This is a genomic window from Stenotrophomonas terrae, from assembly GCF_039674165.1.
Classification (GTDB): Bacteria; Pseudomonadota; Gammaproteobacteria; order Xanthomonadales; family Xanthomonadaceae; genus Stenotrophomonas; species Stenotrophomonas terrae_A.
In genome coordinates, this window is the sequence record NZ_JBDJMY010000011.1 from 73,951 (window position 1) to 90,489 (window position 16,539).

Below are 16,539 nucleotides of genomic sequence, written 5' to 3' on the forward strand. Positions count from 1 at the left end.
GCTTTGAGCTTTGGCTTTGAGCTTTGGCTTTGAGCTTTGGCTTTGAGCTTTGGCTTTGAGCTTTGGCTTTGAGCTTTGGCTTTGAGCTTGTCCCTTCTCCCGCTTGCGGGAGAAGGTGCCCCGCAGGGGCGGATGAGGGGGAGCTTTGGCTTTGCGGTAAAGCCCCTGCCGAGCATGGCTCGGCACTACAGATGATGCTTGGCCCTGCCTCGATTCCCTTCTCCCGTAAACGGGAGAGGGACTAAATCCTACTCCCCGCGCTGGCGCGGCGTGCTCAGATAATTCGCCTGCAACAAGGCATTGAGCAGCAAACGCTCCGTGCCATACCAGTATTTGCGGTGCGCAGGGTCATCGGCAAACAGCACCACGTTGCCGCTACCGGTCGGCACCACCTGCAGATAACTCGACCCGGCAACACGCGCACGGTTGGCATCGGACAGATAGCCATTCACCACCGGCTCGCGATCGATATTCACCACATTGAGGAAGGCATTCTTCGCCGGCTCAAACACCTGCCCGCCTTCCTTGTTGACCCAGATGCGGCGCTGCTGCACACCAAAGCCCAGCGGATGGGTTGGATCGATATCGGCACTCAGGATATTGCCGCTGACCCGGCCCAGCGCGAACACATCCCGCACCGTACCGAAATCCAGACGCTCGGCATCTTCCTTCTTGTCACCATCGCGCAGCTTGGCCTCCGCCAGCCCCTTGTCGATGGCCCAGCGCGCGCCGCTGCCATAGACCACCAGCGAACCACCCGCCGCAATCCAGCGCTTGAGCGCCGCCACACCGGCATCGCTGACCGTGGTGTAGGTGCCACCGGACAGCACGATCGAGGTGTAGCGCGACAGATCCGCACTACCCAGCTGCACCGGGTCGATCTTGCTCGAAGGCAGGCCGAGCGCCGTATCCAGCGCAAACCAGGTCGAGCCGATCTCGGTGGCGGATACGCCCTCGCCCATTACCAGCGCGATGCTCGGCTTGCGCAGCACGCGCACACTGTCACTGCCCAGATCGATGCCGCTGGCAGTGCGGCCGCTGGCCAGCGCATGTACGGTGATACCTGCCGCCTGCGCAGCGGCCAACACCTTGGCCTGCAGCGCCTCGCCATCCAGGCGCTGCCCCGCCACTGGAATCACCACCGCTCCCTGCCCGAACGCAACATCGCCCGTCGCGGTAGCGGCAGTGAACGGCTGGTGCGCAGTGCGCACGCGCACCTCGTCGCCCAGCAATGCACCCAACAAACGGTAGCTGCCAAAATCACGTGCATCGGCGACATAGGCAAAACCCGCCCGGCCACCATTGATACCGCCTTGCTGCGTGGGCACCTCTTCCACCCGCGCGCCACCCGGCAATGCACCGCGGCTGCCCGCGTAACGCAGGCCATACGCTGGTGCCACCGCATACGAGGTGCCGCTGTAGAACACATCACCCTTCACCGCCGGAGTGAACTCGAAAATGGCATGGGCCAGGCGAAACTGCGGCTGCCGCGCCGGCACCACATAGGCCGAACCGGCCACGAAGCGCTTGCCATCGACCTCGACATCACGGGCCAAGGCATGCACTTCGATACGATGCTGCAACAGCACCGCCAGCAGTTTGCGGGTCAGCGTCGCATCGGCGGTATCACCGAACACCCAGTCATGCACCGGATAGGCGGCTGCCTGCTTCAGCGCGCTGCGGAAGAACTCTTTCTGCAGGGCAAACAGGCGATCCCTGTCCTCAACCACTCCGCGCACGCTGGCCAGGCCGGTCGCCACCTGGTTGCGGATGGTGAAGTTGAAATGCAGCGGACCATTGACCGACTCCTGCACCAGACCACGCGAGCTGGCCTGCTCCACGGTCACACCTACCGCACCATGAAAATCTGGATAGGTCGAGCCGTAGATCGGCGAGAAATTATCGAAATTCTCGCCGGTGTAATACAGCGAACCCAGCGCATCCAGCGCCTGTGCGTGGAAGCGTGCCAGCCACTTGTTGGCCTCGTAGGAGGATTTGGGCAGCAAAGGGCTCTCCATGCTCTTCGGCGAGGGCTCGAAGTAATACGTGCTGTCCTTGCCCATCTCGTGGAAGTCGATCTGGATGTTCGGATACCAGCGATGGAACGCGGCAACCTTGGGCCAGCTGTCGGTCTGGGACAACGCCAACCAATCGCGATTGAGATCGGTGAAGTAGTGGTTGACGCGGCCGCTGGGGAAAGGCTCCACGTGCTCCTTGTCTGCAGGGTCGGCCGATGGCGGCTGCGAGCCCCAGGCGTTGTGCCAGTTTGCAGCGCGGTCGCGGCCATCCGGGTTCTGCGCCGGATCAATCACCACCACGGCATGATCCAGCCAGCGCGCGGTTTCCGCATCCTGGTTGGCGGCCAGGTAATAGGCGGTCAGCATTGCTGCCTCACCGCTGGAAGTTTCGTTGCCGTGCACGCTGTAACCCAGCCAGGCAACCGCCGGTGCATCGGCGTCCGGTAGCGGCTGTGCGGGATCGATCAATGCCTGCCGCTGCGCGGCGATCTCGGCACTGCGCGCATGGTTGCGCGACGAGGCAATGGTCACCAACAGCAGCGGCCGCTGCTCATAACTCTGGCCGATCACCTCGACCTTGACCTTGTCCGAAACCCGCGCCAGTTCGTTGAAGTAGGCAACCAACTGGTCGTGACGTGTGTAGTGGCTGCCGATCTCGTAGCCAAGGAATTGCTGCGGTGATGGCACCTTTGCGTCGAACTGCTGCGCGGCGGGGAAGTAGTAGCTGTTCTGGGCGTAGGCCGGCGACAGACTGATGAGCGTTGCCAGCAACAGCACTGGCAGCAGGCGTGAAAAGCGGAACGACATGGATGTTGCACTCCCCTATTGCATGAACCTTGTTGCGAAATTTCGGAAAAATCGATGCATGTAGTGCCGAGCCATGCTCGGCAGAGGCATTCCCGGTAAAGCCTCAGCCGAGCATGGCTCGGCTCTACAAAGCTGCCCTCCCGCGCGCGCAGGAGAGGGGCTTTCAATCAAAACCGGTAATCAAAGCCCAGCGTGTAATAGCGGCCACGCAGGTCGTATTGGCTGAAGTCGTAAGGCGCGCGCACACCCGGGAAGGTGGCGTCATACGGCGGCTGGCGGTCACCGATGTTCTGCACCTTGGCGTAGACGGTCAGTTTCTCGATGCCGGTGTAACCCAGGTAGAGGTCGAACTGGCTGTAGCTGGCCACCTGCTTCTGCACCGCCTTGGCGGCAGCGCTGCCTTGCTGGTCGTAGCTGCTGGTGTAATACCAGGTCAGTGCGGTGCGCCAATCACCCAGCGCCCAGTCCAGCGTGGTGGTGGCCTTGGTGTCGGGCAGCGAGGGGCCGAGGTTGGAGCCGGCGTAATCCACCAGCGGGCCCCCAATCACCTGCGGGCGCTTGTAGTCGATCACGTAGGTCAACGCCGAGGACAAACCGAAATCACCCGCAGCCGCCGTCTGCCAACGCTGGCGCAGCTCCACATCGATGCCCGACGTCTCCAGCTCGCTCAGGTTCTGGTAGCGGTTGTAGACCGCCAACAGCTTGCCGCGCGAGTCACGCAACACATTGGCTGGATCGTTCTCCTCCACCAGCGTGGTGGTATTGCCGCTGCCGATCAGGTTGTCCAGCTTGATGCGGTAGTAGTCCACGCTGAGGTTGGTGTTCTGCCACGGCGACAGCACGAAGCCTGCGTTGAAACTGCGGGTGCGCTCCGGGTCGAGCCCGGTGTTGCCGACGGTGAAGAAGGTTGGATTCTGTCGCGAACCGGCCACGTCAGGGTCATGCGGATCCACCACCGAACCGTAGGCGATGCTGGTGGATGCCGAGTTCTCCGACAACGACGGCGCACGGAAACCGCGCGAGGCCGCAGCACGTACCAGCAACCAGTCCAGCGGCTGCCAGCGCAGGCCCAGCTTGGGCGAGAAGGCATTGCCGAAATCACTGTAGTGATCAGCGCGCGCGGCGGCCTGCAACTCCAGCGTGCTGTGCAGCGGCACGCTTACTTCGGCATAGGCCGCGCTTACCTGGCGCTGGCCGTGCACTTCGGCAATGGCCGGGCGCACCTGCAGGCCGGCATCGATCTGCCATGGGTTGTCGGAGTCGAGCTTCTCCTGCCGCCACTCGGCACCGGCGGCAAACCCGATCTGGCCGGCCCAGGTCTCGCCCAACGTGCCGGAGACCTTGGCGTCCACGCCCTTGAGCACCGAGTCAGCCGGACGCAAGGTGCTCAGGCCGATGGCCGCCAGCACCGAAGGATCGGTGGCCGACGGATTGAGCAGGTTGTAACTGCCCGTGGCCAAGGCGTCATATAGCGACCAGCGGTTGGCAAAGCCACCGGAGACGGTTTCCCTCTGCTTGCTGGCGGCCTGGAACGCGCCCAGTTCCCAGTCCCACTTCTCACCCTGCCCGCGCAGGCCAAGCACGCCGCGATAGGAGCGCGAACGGTTGGTCTTGATGGTGCCGCCCAGGTTGAAGAAGGTGTACTCGATCGGTACGTCCACGCCATACGGGTTGTACGGATTGGAGGCCGGCAGGGTCGAGCGCACCGGCTCGGCCAGGCCGGTGTCGGCGTTGAGCGCGAAGCGCCCGCTTTCCAGGGTGAAAAACGGGCTGGAACCGAACCAGGACACACCCTTGATATCGCTGTAGATCACATCGGCGAAGGCTTCCACCGAGTCATTGATGCGCAGCGTGCCGTTGACGTAGGCCTGCCAGCGCTTGGTGGAAGGGATCAGCGTGGTGTACGGCGCCTGGTTGAAAGCGCACGTGTCGCCGGCCAGGCCATCGATCGGCGCGCTGGCGGTGAGCACCGTGCCTTCCGGGCAATTGCCGGCGGCATCGAGCATCGGAACCGACTTGCCGCTGATCAGGTAGCGTGCGCCCTTGGCGGACCAGCCGTTCCAGCGCCCGCCCGCCTTGTCGGTGTAGATGCCCGAACGGGTCAGCTCGCGCTGGTCCTGGTCCAGCCGGTCGCGGTTATAGCCTTCCAGCGACACCAGGATGTTGTAGCCATCGTTCTGCAGATCACCGATGCCGCCGACGAACTTGAGGTTCTGCTGGTCCAGCCCGCCGGCATCGGAGGTACCGCCGCTGACGCCGACTTCGGCACCTTCGAAATTCTGCCGGGTGATGATGTTGACCACGCCCGCCACCGCGTCAGAGCCATATACGGCCGAGGCGCCATCCTTGAGCACTTCAATACGTTCAACGGCGACCAGCGGCAATGCGTTGAGATCAACGAAGGTGTCCAACAGGCCGCCAGCCGGGAAACCGTAGTTGGCCAGGCGGCGGCCGTTGAGCAGCACCAGCGTGTTCTTCTGCGACAAGCCGCGCAGGCCGATGCCGGCCGAACCGGAAGCCCAGCCACTGTTACTGGTTTCGTTGCTGGCATTGCCGGTATTGGCGGAGATCGAACGCAGCAGGTCAGCCACACTGGCCTTGCCGGTCTGCTCCAGCTGCTGGCGTTCAATCACCTGCACCGGGTTGGCGGTTTCGGTATCGGTACGCTTGATGTTGGAACCGGTGACACGCACCGCATCGAGGGTCTTGCTGCCATCGGCAGCCGTTTCAGCCAGGGCGAGGGAGGGAGCAGCGACAGCGGCGGCCACCGCGAAGGCGAGCAGGGAACGAGTAGGCATGGAATCCGGAGGAGGTGAATGACAACCCGGTCAGTACCTCATGACACGCAAATGTCCGGCCAATCACTTTGTTGCATTCGCACATAACCAACCGTTACATCGCTCCATCTTGATGGATATGAAAATATGACTGGCATCACGGGTGGATACGCGCAACGGCGGCGCCGCCCTACAATTGTGCCCATGGATATTTTCAAGGTTTTCACCCTGGAGGCCGCACACCGGCTGCCCAACGTCCCGGTAGGCCACAAATGCTCGCGCCTGCACGGTCACTCGTTCCGCGTCGAGCTGCGGGTCAGCGGCGAGCCCGGCCCAGAGACCGGCTGGATCATGGATTTCAGCGAACTCAAGGCGGCCTTCCAGCCCTTGTACGACCAGCTTGACCACAACTACCTCAACGACATCCCCGGCCTGGAAAACCCCACCAGCGAACGCCTGGCAATGTGGATCTGGGAAAAGCTGAAGCCCGCGCTGCCGCTGCTCAGCGAAGTGGTGGTGCACGAGACCTGCACTTCCGGCTGCAGCTACAAGGGCGACAAAGCTGCCTGACGCAGGCAGTAGTGCCGAGCCATGCTCGGCAAAGGCCTTACCGACGCACTGCGGTTTTGTAGGAGCGGCGTAAGCCGCGAAGCTGGTAATGCTTGAAAGGCCCAAAAGCCAACCCCTCCCCAGCCCTCCCCTTGCCTGCGGCAAAGGGAGGGAGCAAAAACGGTAGTGCCGAGCCATGCTCGGCAGAGGCTTTACCGGTAAGGCCCCAGCCGAGCATGGCTCGGCTCTACAGAATCTGCTTTCCCGGTAAAGCTCCAGCCGAGCATGGCTCGGCTCTACAGAATCTGCTTTACCGGTAAGGCCCTAGCCGAGCATGGCTCGGCTCTACAGGAGGTCGATACTGAATCATTCACGGGTTAATGTTGCGCCGCGCAAAATCCGCGCTATGCTGCAACGCAACACGCCCAGCTGGATTGCACCGATGTCCGCACAGCCCAACGATTTCAGCAGCTACACCCAGCAGTTTGCCGCTGCCGCCAACCGCGCCAACCGGCTCGCGCTGGAAAACGCTGAAAGCGTGTTTGGCGTGCAGCTGCGTGCGTTCGAGCGCAACAGCAGCGCGGCAGCCGGCTTTTTCGGCGAACTTTCCCAAGCCGGCGCGCAGGCGGATCTGCAGGCGCTGCTGCCCAAGGGCCTGCAGTTGGCGCGCGACAGCATGGAACGGCTGGCCAGCGCCAACCAGGAAGTGCTCGGGCTCAGCCTGAAAACCAGCGAAGCACTGGGCGCACTGGTGCGCCAGCCGTTCGCCGCGAAGCCTGCCAAGGCGGCCGGCAAAACCCGCTGATACCCCTACAACAGCATTTGCGCGGCCCCTCCCCCGCGCAATCCCGGACCCGGTAGCTCCCTCCCGCTGCCGGGTCTTTTTTTGCCTGCGATCCAGCATTCCATCGGCGATGGCTGCGTTTGCCGGCAGCGGCTGGCAAAATCGCGGGTCACGCAGCGGCTAGACTCTCACGATGTTCAGTACCGACACGCTTACCGGCAGCAAGCCGGAACAGTACGCCCAGCTGCTGGCCCAGGCCCGCGCACTGGTTTACGGCGAAGCCGACCGCATCGCCAATGCCGCCAATCTGTCGGCATTGATCTACCACGCACTGCCGCAGCTCAACTGGGCTGGGTTCTATTTCTACGACGGCAAGGAACTGGTGGTCGGCCCATTCCAGGGCTTGCCGGCCTGCGTGCGCATTCCCCTGTCCAAGGGCGTGTGCGGTGCTGCCGCCAGCAGCCGCCAGACCCTGCGCATCGAGGATGTGGATGCCTTCCCGGGGCACATCGCCTGCGACTCGGCCTCGCGTTCTGAACTGGTGGTACCACTGGTGCACAACGGCCAACTGATCGGCGTGCTGGATATCGACAGCCCGGTGATCGCGCGCTTCGACGCCGATGATCAGCTCGGCCTGGAAGCCATCGCCCAGGTGTTTGTCGAGGCGCTGCAATGAGCGCGCCCAAGCTGCGCAATATCGGCCCCAAGAGTGCAGCCTGGCTGCGTCAGGTCGGTCTGCGCAGCGAGCAGGATCTGAGTGCGATCGGCCCGGTTGCGGCGTTCATGAAGGTTCGCCGCGCCGGCTTCAAGCCCAGCCTCAACCTGCTGTATTCGCTGGAAGGCGCACTGCTTGGCTGCCATTGGCAGGAAATACCTGAAGCACGCCGCCAGCAGTTGGTCGCCGAATACGAGATCGCCGTTGCCGGATTGCCGACCGCACGCGCGGGGCAACTGGCCGGGCCGGTGCTAGAAACACATATGCAGCCCGAAGCCGACGAAGAAGAAACCGGCGAGATCCGCTTCGAAGAGTGAAGCCCCACAAGCGTTTGTGGGAGCGGCGTCAGCCGCGAAGCTGGCCATCCATCAGAGCGCACAGTAGTTGCTGCGGGTAGTTGGCCATAGGTGACGCCGGCAGCAACTGTGGCTTCGCGGCTTACACCGCTCCCACAACTATCGGGTGTTCTTTTGTGGGAGCGGCGTCAGCAGCGAAGCTGATCATCCCTCAGAGCGCACAGTAGTTGCTGCGGGTTGTTCGCCATAGGTGACGCCGGCAGAAACTTTGGTTTCGCGGCTTATGCCGCTCCCACAACTACCGGCTGTTCTTTTGTAGGAGCGGCGTCAGCCGCGAAGCTGGCCATCCCTCAGAGCGCACGGTAGTTGCTGCGGGTAGTTCGCCATAAGTGATGCCGGCAGCAACTGTGGCTTCGCGGCTTATGCCGCTCCTACAACATCGGCTGCTATCACCAGGGCCAGCAACAACAGCGTTTCAGCGACCTCGACGCTGGCGCCCAGGCCATCGCCGGAGATGCCTCCGAGCTTGCGCTTCCACCACAGCGCCACCAGCGGCACCAGCAACAGCGCCAGCAGCAAAGACCAGGCGAAAAACACGCTGATGGCCGCCAACAACAGCGCCCACAACCACATCGCCGCAGGCTGCAGCTGCCAGGAAAAGCGCTCGCCCAGACCATCGCCATGCAGCGACGGTATCCGTTGGCTCCACCACAAGGTGCCCCAGCGCGCCCAGGCCGGCACCAGCACGATCCCGAACCACAAAGGGCTTACCGCCAGCTCGGTCAGCAGTACGAACTTGAGCAGCAGCTGCATGATCAGCGTGACCACGCCGAACACGCCCATATGCGGGTCCTTGAGCACCTCAAGGAAGCGCTGCGGGTTGCGATGCGCCGCACCGAAGGCATCGGCCACATCGCCCAGCCCATCCAGATGCAAGGCGCCGGTCACCCAAACCCACATCAACAGGGTCAAGGCACCGGCCAACCACGGCCGGTCAGCCAACCCATACAGCGGCAGCGCCAGCAACACGCCGATGATGGCGCCCACCAAGGGGTAATACACCGCCGACCTGCTCAGATCTTCCTGGCGGAAATCGCGCACCTGCGGTGTCGGCAGCCGGGTCAGGAACTGGATTGCAAGGATCAGGCGGCGCACGCTCATGGCTGTCGCAACTCCAGCAGTTCGCCCCACAGCAGGCCGTCTTCGCCACGCTCCACGCGCAGGCGCACGCGGGTACCGTAATCAATGCGCATCGCCCACAACGACGACAACGCCATGCCACAAACGCGCGACACCACCAGCCGCAACACGCCGGCGTGGCTGACCACCAATACCGGCTGGCCATCGCCGTCATCTTCGTCCACCAGGCGGTGCAGTTGTTCTTCCACACGCGCCTGGAACTGCTGCCAGGATTCGCCATTGGGCGGCACCACATCATGCGGTTCGCTGTAGAAACCGGCCAACTGCTCGGTAGGAAGTTCATCGAAATGCAGGCCGTCCCAATCGCCGAAATCGAGCTCGGCCCAATCCGGGTGGATCTCGCAGAACTGATTGCTGCCGGCCACCAGCGCATGCGCGGTATCCAGCGCGCGCCGGCGCGGTGAGCTGATCACCCGGCTCCAGCCGATACCGGCATGGCAGCGGTACAACGCATCCATCGCGCCGTCGATCAGAGGTGGATCGGTACGCCCGTCCAGATGTCCGGCGCGCCCGGTGGAGGCATGCCGCAGCAGATCAAGAATCATGCGCTGCCACCGCGATCGGCCACGGCCGCTTCGGCAAACGTCGCCATGCTGTTTTGCAGGGCGCAGGCCATGCGCACCAGCGGCAATGCCAGGGCAGCGCCCGAGCCTTCACCAAGCCGCAGGTCCAACGACAGCAGCGGCTGTGCCTGCAGCGCCTCAAGCAGGCGGATATGACCGCGCTCGGCCGATTGATGCGAGAACAGCAGCCACGGCCGCAGGCCCGGGTTGATGCGCACCGCCGCCAATGCAGCGGCAGACACGATGAAACCATCCACCAGCACCGGAATCCGGCGTTGCGCGGCGGCAATCATCGCCGCGCTGATCGCAGCGATCTCCAGTCCACCCACACGCTGCAATGCCTCCAGCCCCGGCGATTGCGCGGCAGTGATCGCCTCCCCATGCAAGCTCAGCGCGCGGGCGATCAGGTTCTTCTTCTGCACCATGCGCACCGCATCCAGGCCGGTACCGGCGCCTACCAGCTCGTCCAGCGGCAACGGCCCAAGTGCGGCAGCCAAGGCGCTGGCAGCGGTGGTATTGCCGATGCCCATCTCGCCGAACACCAGCAGGTCGGCACCATCGGCACAGGCGGTTTCCACTGCCCGGCGGCCAGCGTCCAATGCAGCGTCCAGATCGGCGGCGGACATCGCCGGGCCGGTACTGAAATCATCCGTGCCATGACGCGTCTTGGCACTGACCACACCGGCAATGGCCGAGGTGGCGCGGCTGCCCACATCCCATACGTGCAATGGCAGGCCCAGCTCACGCGCCAGCACGGCGATGGCAGCACCACCGCCGGCAAAGTTGTGCAGCATCTGCACCGTCACTTCCGCCGGATAGGCCGATACGCCCTGCGCGGTGACGCCGTGATCGCCAGCGAACACCACCACCGGTACCTGCTGCGCCACCGGCTGATCCACGCCCTGCAGCGCGGCCAGTTCAACCGCCAAGGCTTCCAGCCGGCCCAGCGCACCTTCGGGTTTGGTCAGCTGGCGCTGGCGGGCCAGGGCGCGCTGCCGGTATTCCTGCGAAGGCTGCCCGCAGGCCTGCCCGTACCATGTTTCTGTCACGACACTTCCGATACTGCGTTTGCAGCACGCATTCTAGCCATTCGCCGTGCATTACCGCCGATTGGTGTTGGCGGCTGGCGCTACAGGCACGCATGGAACGCAGCCCCGGTAAGCGCGGCGCACCCGGGGGATCGGTGTGCAACGTTGTTGCAAACCGCCGCAACCTGCACTCCCGGGTGCGCTGCGCGTACCCGGGCTACGTTGGCTCATGGAGGCTTGGTGCCACAACGGCATGAACGCCCCATTCCGGCAGCGCTGGCGGCAATGGCATAGAATGCGCGCACTTTCGGGTGACCGTCCGGCATTGCCGGCCGGTTGAAACGGGAAGCCGGTGCCGCGCACTGCTGGATCTCCAGCACGTCGCCATTCCGGCGCTGCCCCCGCAACGGTAAGCAGGACAAGTCCAGACATGGCGCCACTGTGCACGGCACGGGAAGGCGTCTGGACGGAAGCAGCAAGGCTGCTTCGCCTGCGAGTCCGGAGACCGGCCCGAAAGCCGACTGGTTGCGATGCGGAGGGCATGGCGGCGGCTGTAGCGCCGTGTGCGCCGCCTCCGTCTTCTCCCTCCTCTGGCAGCCTTCCCCATCCGCCTGCGCGGGAGCGTGCAGGCCCAGGAGCTTCCATGAAACTGTCTTACCACACCCTGTCCCTCGCCCTTGCCCTGGCATTGCCGGGCGTCGCCGCTGCGCAGAACGCACCGACCGAGCTGGACGACGTCACCGTTACCGCCACCCGTACCCCCATCTCCATCGAGAACAGCGTGGTGCCGGTGCAGGTCATCGACCGTGCACAGATCGACCACAGCCAGGCCAACTCGCTGCAGGACCTGCTGCGCGGCCGCGCTGGCCTGGATTTCGCCAACCAGGGCGGTACCGGCAAGATCACCTCGCTGTTCCTGCGTGGCAGCAACTCCAACCAGGTGCTGGTGCTGGTGGACGGCGTGCGCGTGGCCTCTGCCACCAATGGCATGGCCGCACTGCAGGATCTGCCGGTTGACCAGATTGAGCGGGTGGAAATCGTGCGCGGCCCGCGTTCGAGCCTGTACGGCTCCGAGGCCATTGGTGGCGTGATCCAGATCTTCACCCGCAACGCCGGCAAGGGCCTGCAGCAGAACCTGGCCATCACCGCCGGCAGCAACAACCTGCGCCAGGTCAGCGCCGGCTTCAGCAACCGTGGCGAGCGTGGCTGGATCTCGGCACAGGGTGGCTACCAGGAGACCGACGGCATCAACGCCTGCCGTGGCACTGCCGCTGGCTGGGGCGCTGGCTGCTTCGCCGATGAGCCGGACCGCGATGGCTACCGCAATACCTCGATCAACGTGCGCGGCGGCTACGCCCTGACCGACACGCTGAGCCTGGAAGGCCATGTGCTCAACGCCGACAGCTTCAACGAATACGACGGCAGCATCTTCGGCGGCAACGAAGCCGACAACCGCCAACAGGTAATCGGCGCCAAGCTCGCCTGGACCGCCTCGGATGCCTTCCGCCTGACTGCCCAGGTTGGCCGCAACCGCGACGAAGCGGACAACTACTTCGCCGATGCCGATGCCGGCACCCGCAGCTTCGCCAGCGCCTTCGACACCCGCCGCGACACCGCCAGCGTGCAGGGCGACTTCAGCTTTGCCGAAGGCCAGCAGATCACTGCCGGTGCCGATTGGCAGAATGACGAAGTCACCAGCTCAACCGCATTTGATATCGACCAGCGCGACAACCTGGGCGTGTTTGCCGAGTACCAGGGCCAGTTCGGCGCGCATACGCTGCAGGCCAGCGTGCGCAATGACGACAACGAGCAGTTCGGCAACCACACCACCGGTAGCCTGGGTTATGGCTTTGCCTTCGGCAATGGCCTGCGTCTGACCGCCAGCGCCGGCACCGGCTTCAAGGCGCCGACCTTCAATGATCTGTACTACCCGGGCTTCAGCAACCCGAACCTGAAGCCGGAAGAATCCAAGAGCCTGAACCTGGGCATCGCGCAGTACGCCGACAACTGGAACTGGACCTTCAACGCCTACGAAACCCGCGTTGACCAGCTGATCGGCTACGACAGCAACTTCGACCTGGTCAACGTTGCCGAAGCGCGCATCCGTGGCGCCGAGCTGACCGGCTTTGTTTCGCTGGCTGGTTTCGACATCAACGCCCAGGCCAGCTTCACCGACCCGCGCGACCACACCTCCGGTGCCGCCAGCTACGACAACCTGCTGGCACGCCGCGCGCGCACCAGCGGCCGCATCGACGTGGACAAGAGCTTCGGCCCGCTGCGTCTTGGCGTCACCGCTGCAGGCAGCGGCCACCGCTTCGACAACGCCGCCAACACCGTTCGCCTGGCCGGCTACGGCACCATGGACGTGCGCGTTGAATACGCCATCAACGATGCATGGAGCCTGCAGGCCAAGGCCGCCAATGTGTTCGACCGCGAGTACGAAACCGTTGCCTGGTACAACCAGCCGGGCCGCGAGTACCAGCTGACCCTGCGTTACAACAGCAAGGCCAACTGAGCCAAGCAAGCCGCAGCCCAACTGGGGCTTTGGACAGCGTGAAAACAAGCAGGGCCGACGGTCATCCCGTCGGCCCTGTGCGTTTGCGAGGACTATTGCGCGTTACAGCTTCACGCGTACACCCAGATTGAAGGTACGGCCCAGCACGTCATATACCGCTGCCTGGTAACCGCTCTGGTTGAAGCCCGCACCACCGGCTTCAGCACCCGGCACGCGCGGCGGCGCACGATCAAATGCGTTGTTCATGCCACCGAATACGCTGACCTTCGGCGTGAGCTGGTAGCTGGCGTAGAAATCGCTGTAGAACGTATTGCCCGCCCACTGCCGCTCATAGGTTGCAGTCGAAGTATTGCTGCCACGCATCTTGGAGACATGACGCAGCGTCCAGTAGAAGCTCATCGTCGGGTTGGACCAGCCGGTACGCACGGTACCCTTCCACTTCGGCGTACCCCACAAGGTGAGGTAATCCCAGGCATCATCCGGGTTGGCCGGGTCGGCGACGAACTTGCGCTCCAGTGTCCGGCCATAGGTCAGGTCCAGGATGACGCGGCCGGCGTCGGACTCAGCCGTTTCGCCGAGGTCGTAGTACCAGTTGGCGTTGATATCCACGCCGCGGGCGATGCTTTGCGACAGGTTCAACTGCTGCACGCCCACCTGGACGATATCGCCGGCTCCGTCGCGCGTGACCAGATCGCAGAAGACGTTGTCCAGACTGGCCTGGTCGACACAGCGGTTGAGGATGGTCTGGTAGTTCAGCGAAGAGATCACCCCGCGCAGGTCGATCTTGTAATAGTCGGCCGACACCGTCAGGTTGGAAATGAAACGCGGCCGCAGCACCACGCCAAACGTCGTGGTCTTGGCCGTTTCAGGCTTCAGGCTCTTGTTGCCCGAATAGACGATGTCCTTCCACTGCCAGTAGTTGCCGACGCTGGTATCGCTGGGGCTGATGGTCGCGCAGTTGCCCGCCGTGTAGCTGGTGGTACTGGTGCGGTTGGCCAACGCATAGTCATTGCAGGGGTCGTAGATCCACGCAGCCGAGACACTGCCCGCCGTGTAGAGCTCACCGATGTTCGGTGCACGGATGGCCTTGCCGTAGGTGCCGCGCAAGGTGATGTCATCGATCGGCGCCCACTCCAGCCCGAGCTTGGTGGTGGTGGTGCGGCCGGCGGTGCTGTAGTTGGACAGACGCCCTGCCAGCTCCAGCGACAAACGCTTGGCGCCGGCAACATCGGACAACAGCGGCAGGCTAAGCTCGCTGAAGATCTCCTTGACACTGAACTCGCCGTTCAAGCGATCCTGGGTGGTGCCCAGGCTGGGGTCGTAGGCCGGATTGGTCGGGTCGTACTGGGCGATGCTGCCAATCTCGTTGCGCTCTTTGCGGTACTCCGCACCCAGCACGATCTTGGCTTCACCTCCGGGCAGGTCGAACAGGCCGCCAGAGACATAGGCCGAGGCCACCTTCTGCGTCAACGTGGTCGAGGACCAATCGGTGTTGTAGGTCAGCCAATCGACCATGTCCGGGGTCAACCGCTTGAACGGGTTGATCGCCACGCAACCGGCCGGGCCATCCCAGCAGATCGGGTTGCCGGCGTCATCCACATAGGAGTCCAGGCCGGCCAACAGGCGGTCATAGGAACCGGCATTGAGTTCGCGTGTGCGCTGGCGGCTACGGCCGTAGGAATAGTAGGCCTCGTAATTCCAGCTGCGGCCGATGAAATCGAAATAGCCCTCGATACCTACCGTGGCCTGCAGCAGCTTGCGGTCGGTCTGCTGGCGCATATGGCCCAGCTCTTCGTCAAAGTGACGGCCGAACGCAATGCCATCGGTGAAGTCACCACCGTTGGCGTCGATCATCTCCTGGGTGATGAAGGGGCTGTAGTACGGCACCACCTCGCTGCCACCGGAGCCATAGGTGCTGAGCGAACGCCATGAAGCCTCGGACTGGCTCTGCGAATAATTGACCGTACCGACCAGACGCAGCGAATCGGTTACATCGAAATCAAGCGTCGAACGCACCGTCTGCCGGTCCGACGGCGTCACCAGGTACCAGGAGTCATAGCGGCCGCCGAATTCACCACCATCGGTGGTGCCCTGCTGCAGCACGTTGAAACTCGAATTGAGGTTGGTCAGCCCACCCGGACCGAGCTGCGAGTGCCGCAGCGAGCCATCCGGATTGAAGGTATACAGACAGCTGGCGGCATTGGCCGCGGTGCAGTCGCCCAGCGATACCGTCGCGTTGGGCGAGTTGTAGACGTTACGGCTGTTGTCCAGGATCTGATACGGATCGGCGCTGCTGGCACGCGAATAGTAAGGGTAGCCGTTGGCGGTCCACGGACGGTCCTGGCCGCGCACGGTACCGGAGTTCTTCTCCCAGAAACCATACAGCGTGAAGTTGCCGCGGTTGTCGGCGAAGTTTTTGCCGAACAACACGTCACCGGTATAGGTGGGCATGTCGCCGCGCGAGGAATCGCCATAGCGCAGGCTCGATTCCAGGCCCTCGTAATCCCGTTTGAGGATGAAGTTGACCACGCCGTTGACGGCATCGGCGCCATATAACGCGGAGGCACCGCCGGTCACCACGTCCACGCGTTCGATCATGCTGGCAGGCAGCGCGCTGACATCCACACCGGCGGTGCCGGGAATGGAGGCAACCTGGCGACGGCCGTCCACCAGGGTCAGCGTGCGTTGCACGCCCATGCCGCGCAGATCCAACGCACTGACACCGACATCGCCGGTCTGGTTGGCGGTCTGCGTGGTCTGGGTTGCGGCAAAACTTGGCAGCTGGTTCACCAGATCGGCGATCTGGGTGTAACCGGAGGCCTGGATCTTTTCCGCACTGATGGCGGTCACCGGCGCAGGGCCCTCGAAACCCGGCTCGCGACGGATGCGCGAGCCGGTCACGATGACGGTGTCCAGGTCCTTGGCCGTCGGGCTCTCGCCATGACTGGAGGCAGCCTTGGCCTTGTCCTGTTGCGGTTCGGCATCCTGGGCAAGGGCGATGCCCGTACCACTGGAAAACAGGGCAAGGGCAACGGCAACCGCCAAAGCCCCCCGGCGACGCAGCGGCAGGCCGCTGACACGATTGTTGATAGGCATTTCCTTCCCCTCACAAGTGCGAAAACAATGACAAACGACGCCAAGGAAACTTCGGTTGAACACCACTGAGCCCGCTGCAGTCAGCGGCAACGCAACGTCACCGCGCAACAGCCGGATGCAACGCCGTGCAGGCCACCGAACGCGGGGCTGCCACTGTTGCGCCCTCCCCAGGGCAGCACGCAGCGCACACT

At 63.6% G+C, this 16,539-nt stretch carries 11 protein-coding genes and 1 riboswitch; of the genes, 5 read left to right on the top strand and 6 right to left on the bottom strand.

The window, feature by feature from the left end:
- Positions 1 to 248 precede the first annotated feature (248 nt).
- On the bottom strand, positions 249 to 2,825 hold the full coding sequence (locus ABE493_RS07245; RefSeq protein ID WP_346498267.1) for a M14 family zinc carboxypeptidase: 2,577 nt from the start codon (positions 2,823 to 2,825) through the stop codon (positions 249 to 251).
- Between the two features lie 167 nt (positions 2,826 to 2,992).
- On the bottom strand, positions 2,993 to 5,623 hold the full coding sequence (locus tag ABE493_RS07250) for a TonB-dependent receptor plug domain-containing protein (RefSeq protein ID WP_346498268.1): 2,631 nt from the start codon (positions 5,621 to 5,623) through the stop codon (positions 2,993 to 2,995).
- A 183-nt stretch (positions 5,624 to 5,806) separates the two neighbouring features.
- Here ABE493_RS07250 and queD point away from each other — a divergent pair, with 183 nt between their 5' ends.
- The 4 genes from queD (at position 5,807) to ABE493_RS07270 (ending at position 7,967) form a co-directional block, all read left to right on the top strand.
- Positions 5,807 to 6,172 carry a 6-carboxytetrahydropterin synthase QueD gene (gene queD / locus ABE493_RS07255; RefSeq protein ID WP_057627955.1) on the top strand — a complete coding sequence of 122 codons (366 nt, stop codon included), beginning with the start codon at positions 5,807 to 5,809 and terminating at the stop codon, positions 6,170 to 6,172.
- A 421-nt stretch (positions 6,173 to 6,593) separates the two neighbouring features.
- Positions 6,594 to 6,956: a phasin family protein gene (locus ABE493_RS07260; protein ID WP_346498269.1), complete on the top strand. Its 363-nt coding sequence runs from the start codon at positions 6,594 to 6,596 to the stop codon at positions 6,954 to 6,956.
- A 172-nt stretch (positions 6,957 to 7,128) separates the two neighbouring features.
- Complete coding sequence (locus ABE493_RS07265; protein ID WP_346498270.1) at positions 7,129 to 7,611, top strand: GAF domain-containing protein; 483 nt, start codon at positions 7,129 to 7,131, stop codon at positions 7,609 to 7,611.
- On the top strand, positions 7,608 to 7,967 hold the full coding sequence (locus ABE493_RS07270) for a TfoX/Sxy family protein (RefSeq protein ID WP_346498271.1): 360 nt from the start codon (positions 7,608 to 7,610) through the stop codon (positions 7,965 to 7,967). Before ABE493_RS07265 ends, ABE493_RS07270 begins: the two co-directional genes overlap by 4 nt.
- Before the next feature lie 399 nt (positions 7,968 to 8,366).
- Here ABE493_RS07270 and cobS read toward each other — a convergent pair whose 3' ends face one another.
- The 3 genes from cobS to cobT are packed head-to-tail and all read right to left on the bottom strand — an operon-like array spanning position 8,367 to position 10,758.
- Entirely contained in the window at positions 8,367 to 9,107 is a 741-nt protein-coding gene (gene cobS / locus ABE493_RS07275) for an adenosylcobinamide-GDP ribazoletransferase (RefSeq protein WP_346498272.1), read from the bottom strand.
- Complete coding sequence (locus ABE493_RS07280; protein WP_346498273.1) at positions 9,104 to 9,691, bottom strand: histidine phosphatase family protein; 588 nt, start codon at positions 9,689 to 9,691, stop codon at positions 9,104 to 9,106. Before ABE493_RS07280 ends, cobS begins: the two co-directional genes overlap by 4 nt.
- Positions 9,688 to 10,758: a nicotinate-nucleotide--dimethylbenzimidazole phosphoribosyltransferase gene (gene cobT, locus ABE493_RS07285; protein ID WP_346498274.1), complete on the bottom strand. Its 1,071-nt coding sequence runs from the start codon at positions 10,756 to 10,758 to the stop codon at positions 9,688 to 9,690. The genes ABE493_RS07280 and cobT overlap by 4 nt, the downstream gene beginning before the upstream one ends.
- A 271-nt stretch (positions 10,759 to 11,029) precedes the next feature.
- Positions 11,030 to 11,265: riboswitch (cobalamin riboswitch) on the top strand.
- Between the two features lie 115 nt (positions 11,266 to 11,380).
- On the opposite strand from cobT, the gene btuB reads away from it, so the two are divergent.
- Positions 11,381 to 13,252, top strand: coding sequence for a TonB-dependent vitamin B12 receptor (gene btuB / locus ABE493_RS07290; protein ID WP_346498275.1), 1,872 nt, complete (start codon positions 11,381 to 11,383; stop codon positions 13,250 to 13,252).
- A gap of 102 nt (positions 13,253 to 13,354) precedes the next feature.
- Here btuB and ABE493_RS07295 read toward each other — a convergent pair whose 3' ends face one another.
- On the bottom strand, positions 13,355 to 16,348 hold the full coding sequence (locus ABE493_RS07295) for a TonB-dependent receptor domain-containing protein (RefSeq protein ID WP_346498276.1): 2,994 nt from the start codon (positions 16,346 to 16,348) through the stop codon (positions 13,355 to 13,357).
- Positions 16,349 to 16,539: the final 191 nt, after the last annotated feature.

Coding starts and splice junctions, on each gene's coding strand:
- ABE493_RS07245 (WP_346498267.1), bottom strand. CDS start 2,825: ATGTCGTTCCGCTTTTCACGCCTGCTGCCAGTGCTGTTGCTGGCAACG.
- ABE493_RS07250 (WP_346498268.1), bottom strand. CDS start 5,623: ATGCCTACTCGTTCCCTGCTCGCCTTCGCGGTGGCCGCCGCTGTCGCT.
- queD (WP_057627955.1), top strand. CDS start 5,807: ATGGATATTTTCAAGGTTTTCACCCTGGAGGCCGCACACCGGCTGCCC.
- ABE493_RS07260 (WP_346498269.1), top strand. CDS start 6,594: ATGTCCGCACAGCCCAACGATTTCAGCAGCTACACCCAGCAGTTTGCC.
- ABE493_RS07265 (WP_346498270.1), top strand. CDS start 7,129: ATGTTCAGTACCGACACGCTTACCGGCAGCAAGCCGGAACAGTACGCC.
- ABE493_RS07270 (WP_346498271.1), top strand. CDS start 7,608: ATGAGCGCGCCCAAGCTGCGCAATATCGGCCCCAAGAGTGCAGCCTGG.
- cobS (WP_346498272.1), bottom strand. CDS start 9,107: ATGAGCGTGCGCCGCCTGATCCTTGCAATCCAGTTCCTGACCCGGCTG.
- ABE493_RS07280 (WP_346498273.1), bottom strand. CDS start 9,691: ATGATTCTTGATCTGCTGCGGCATGCCTCCACCGGGCGCGCCGGACAT.
- btuB (WP_346498275.1), top strand. CDS start 11,381: ATGAAACTGTCTTACCACACCCTGTCCCTCGCCCTTGCCCTGGCATTG.
- ABE493_RS07295 (WP_346498276.1), bottom strand. CDS start 16,348: ATGCCTATCAACAATCGTGTCAGCGGCCTGCCGCTGCGTCGCCGGGGG.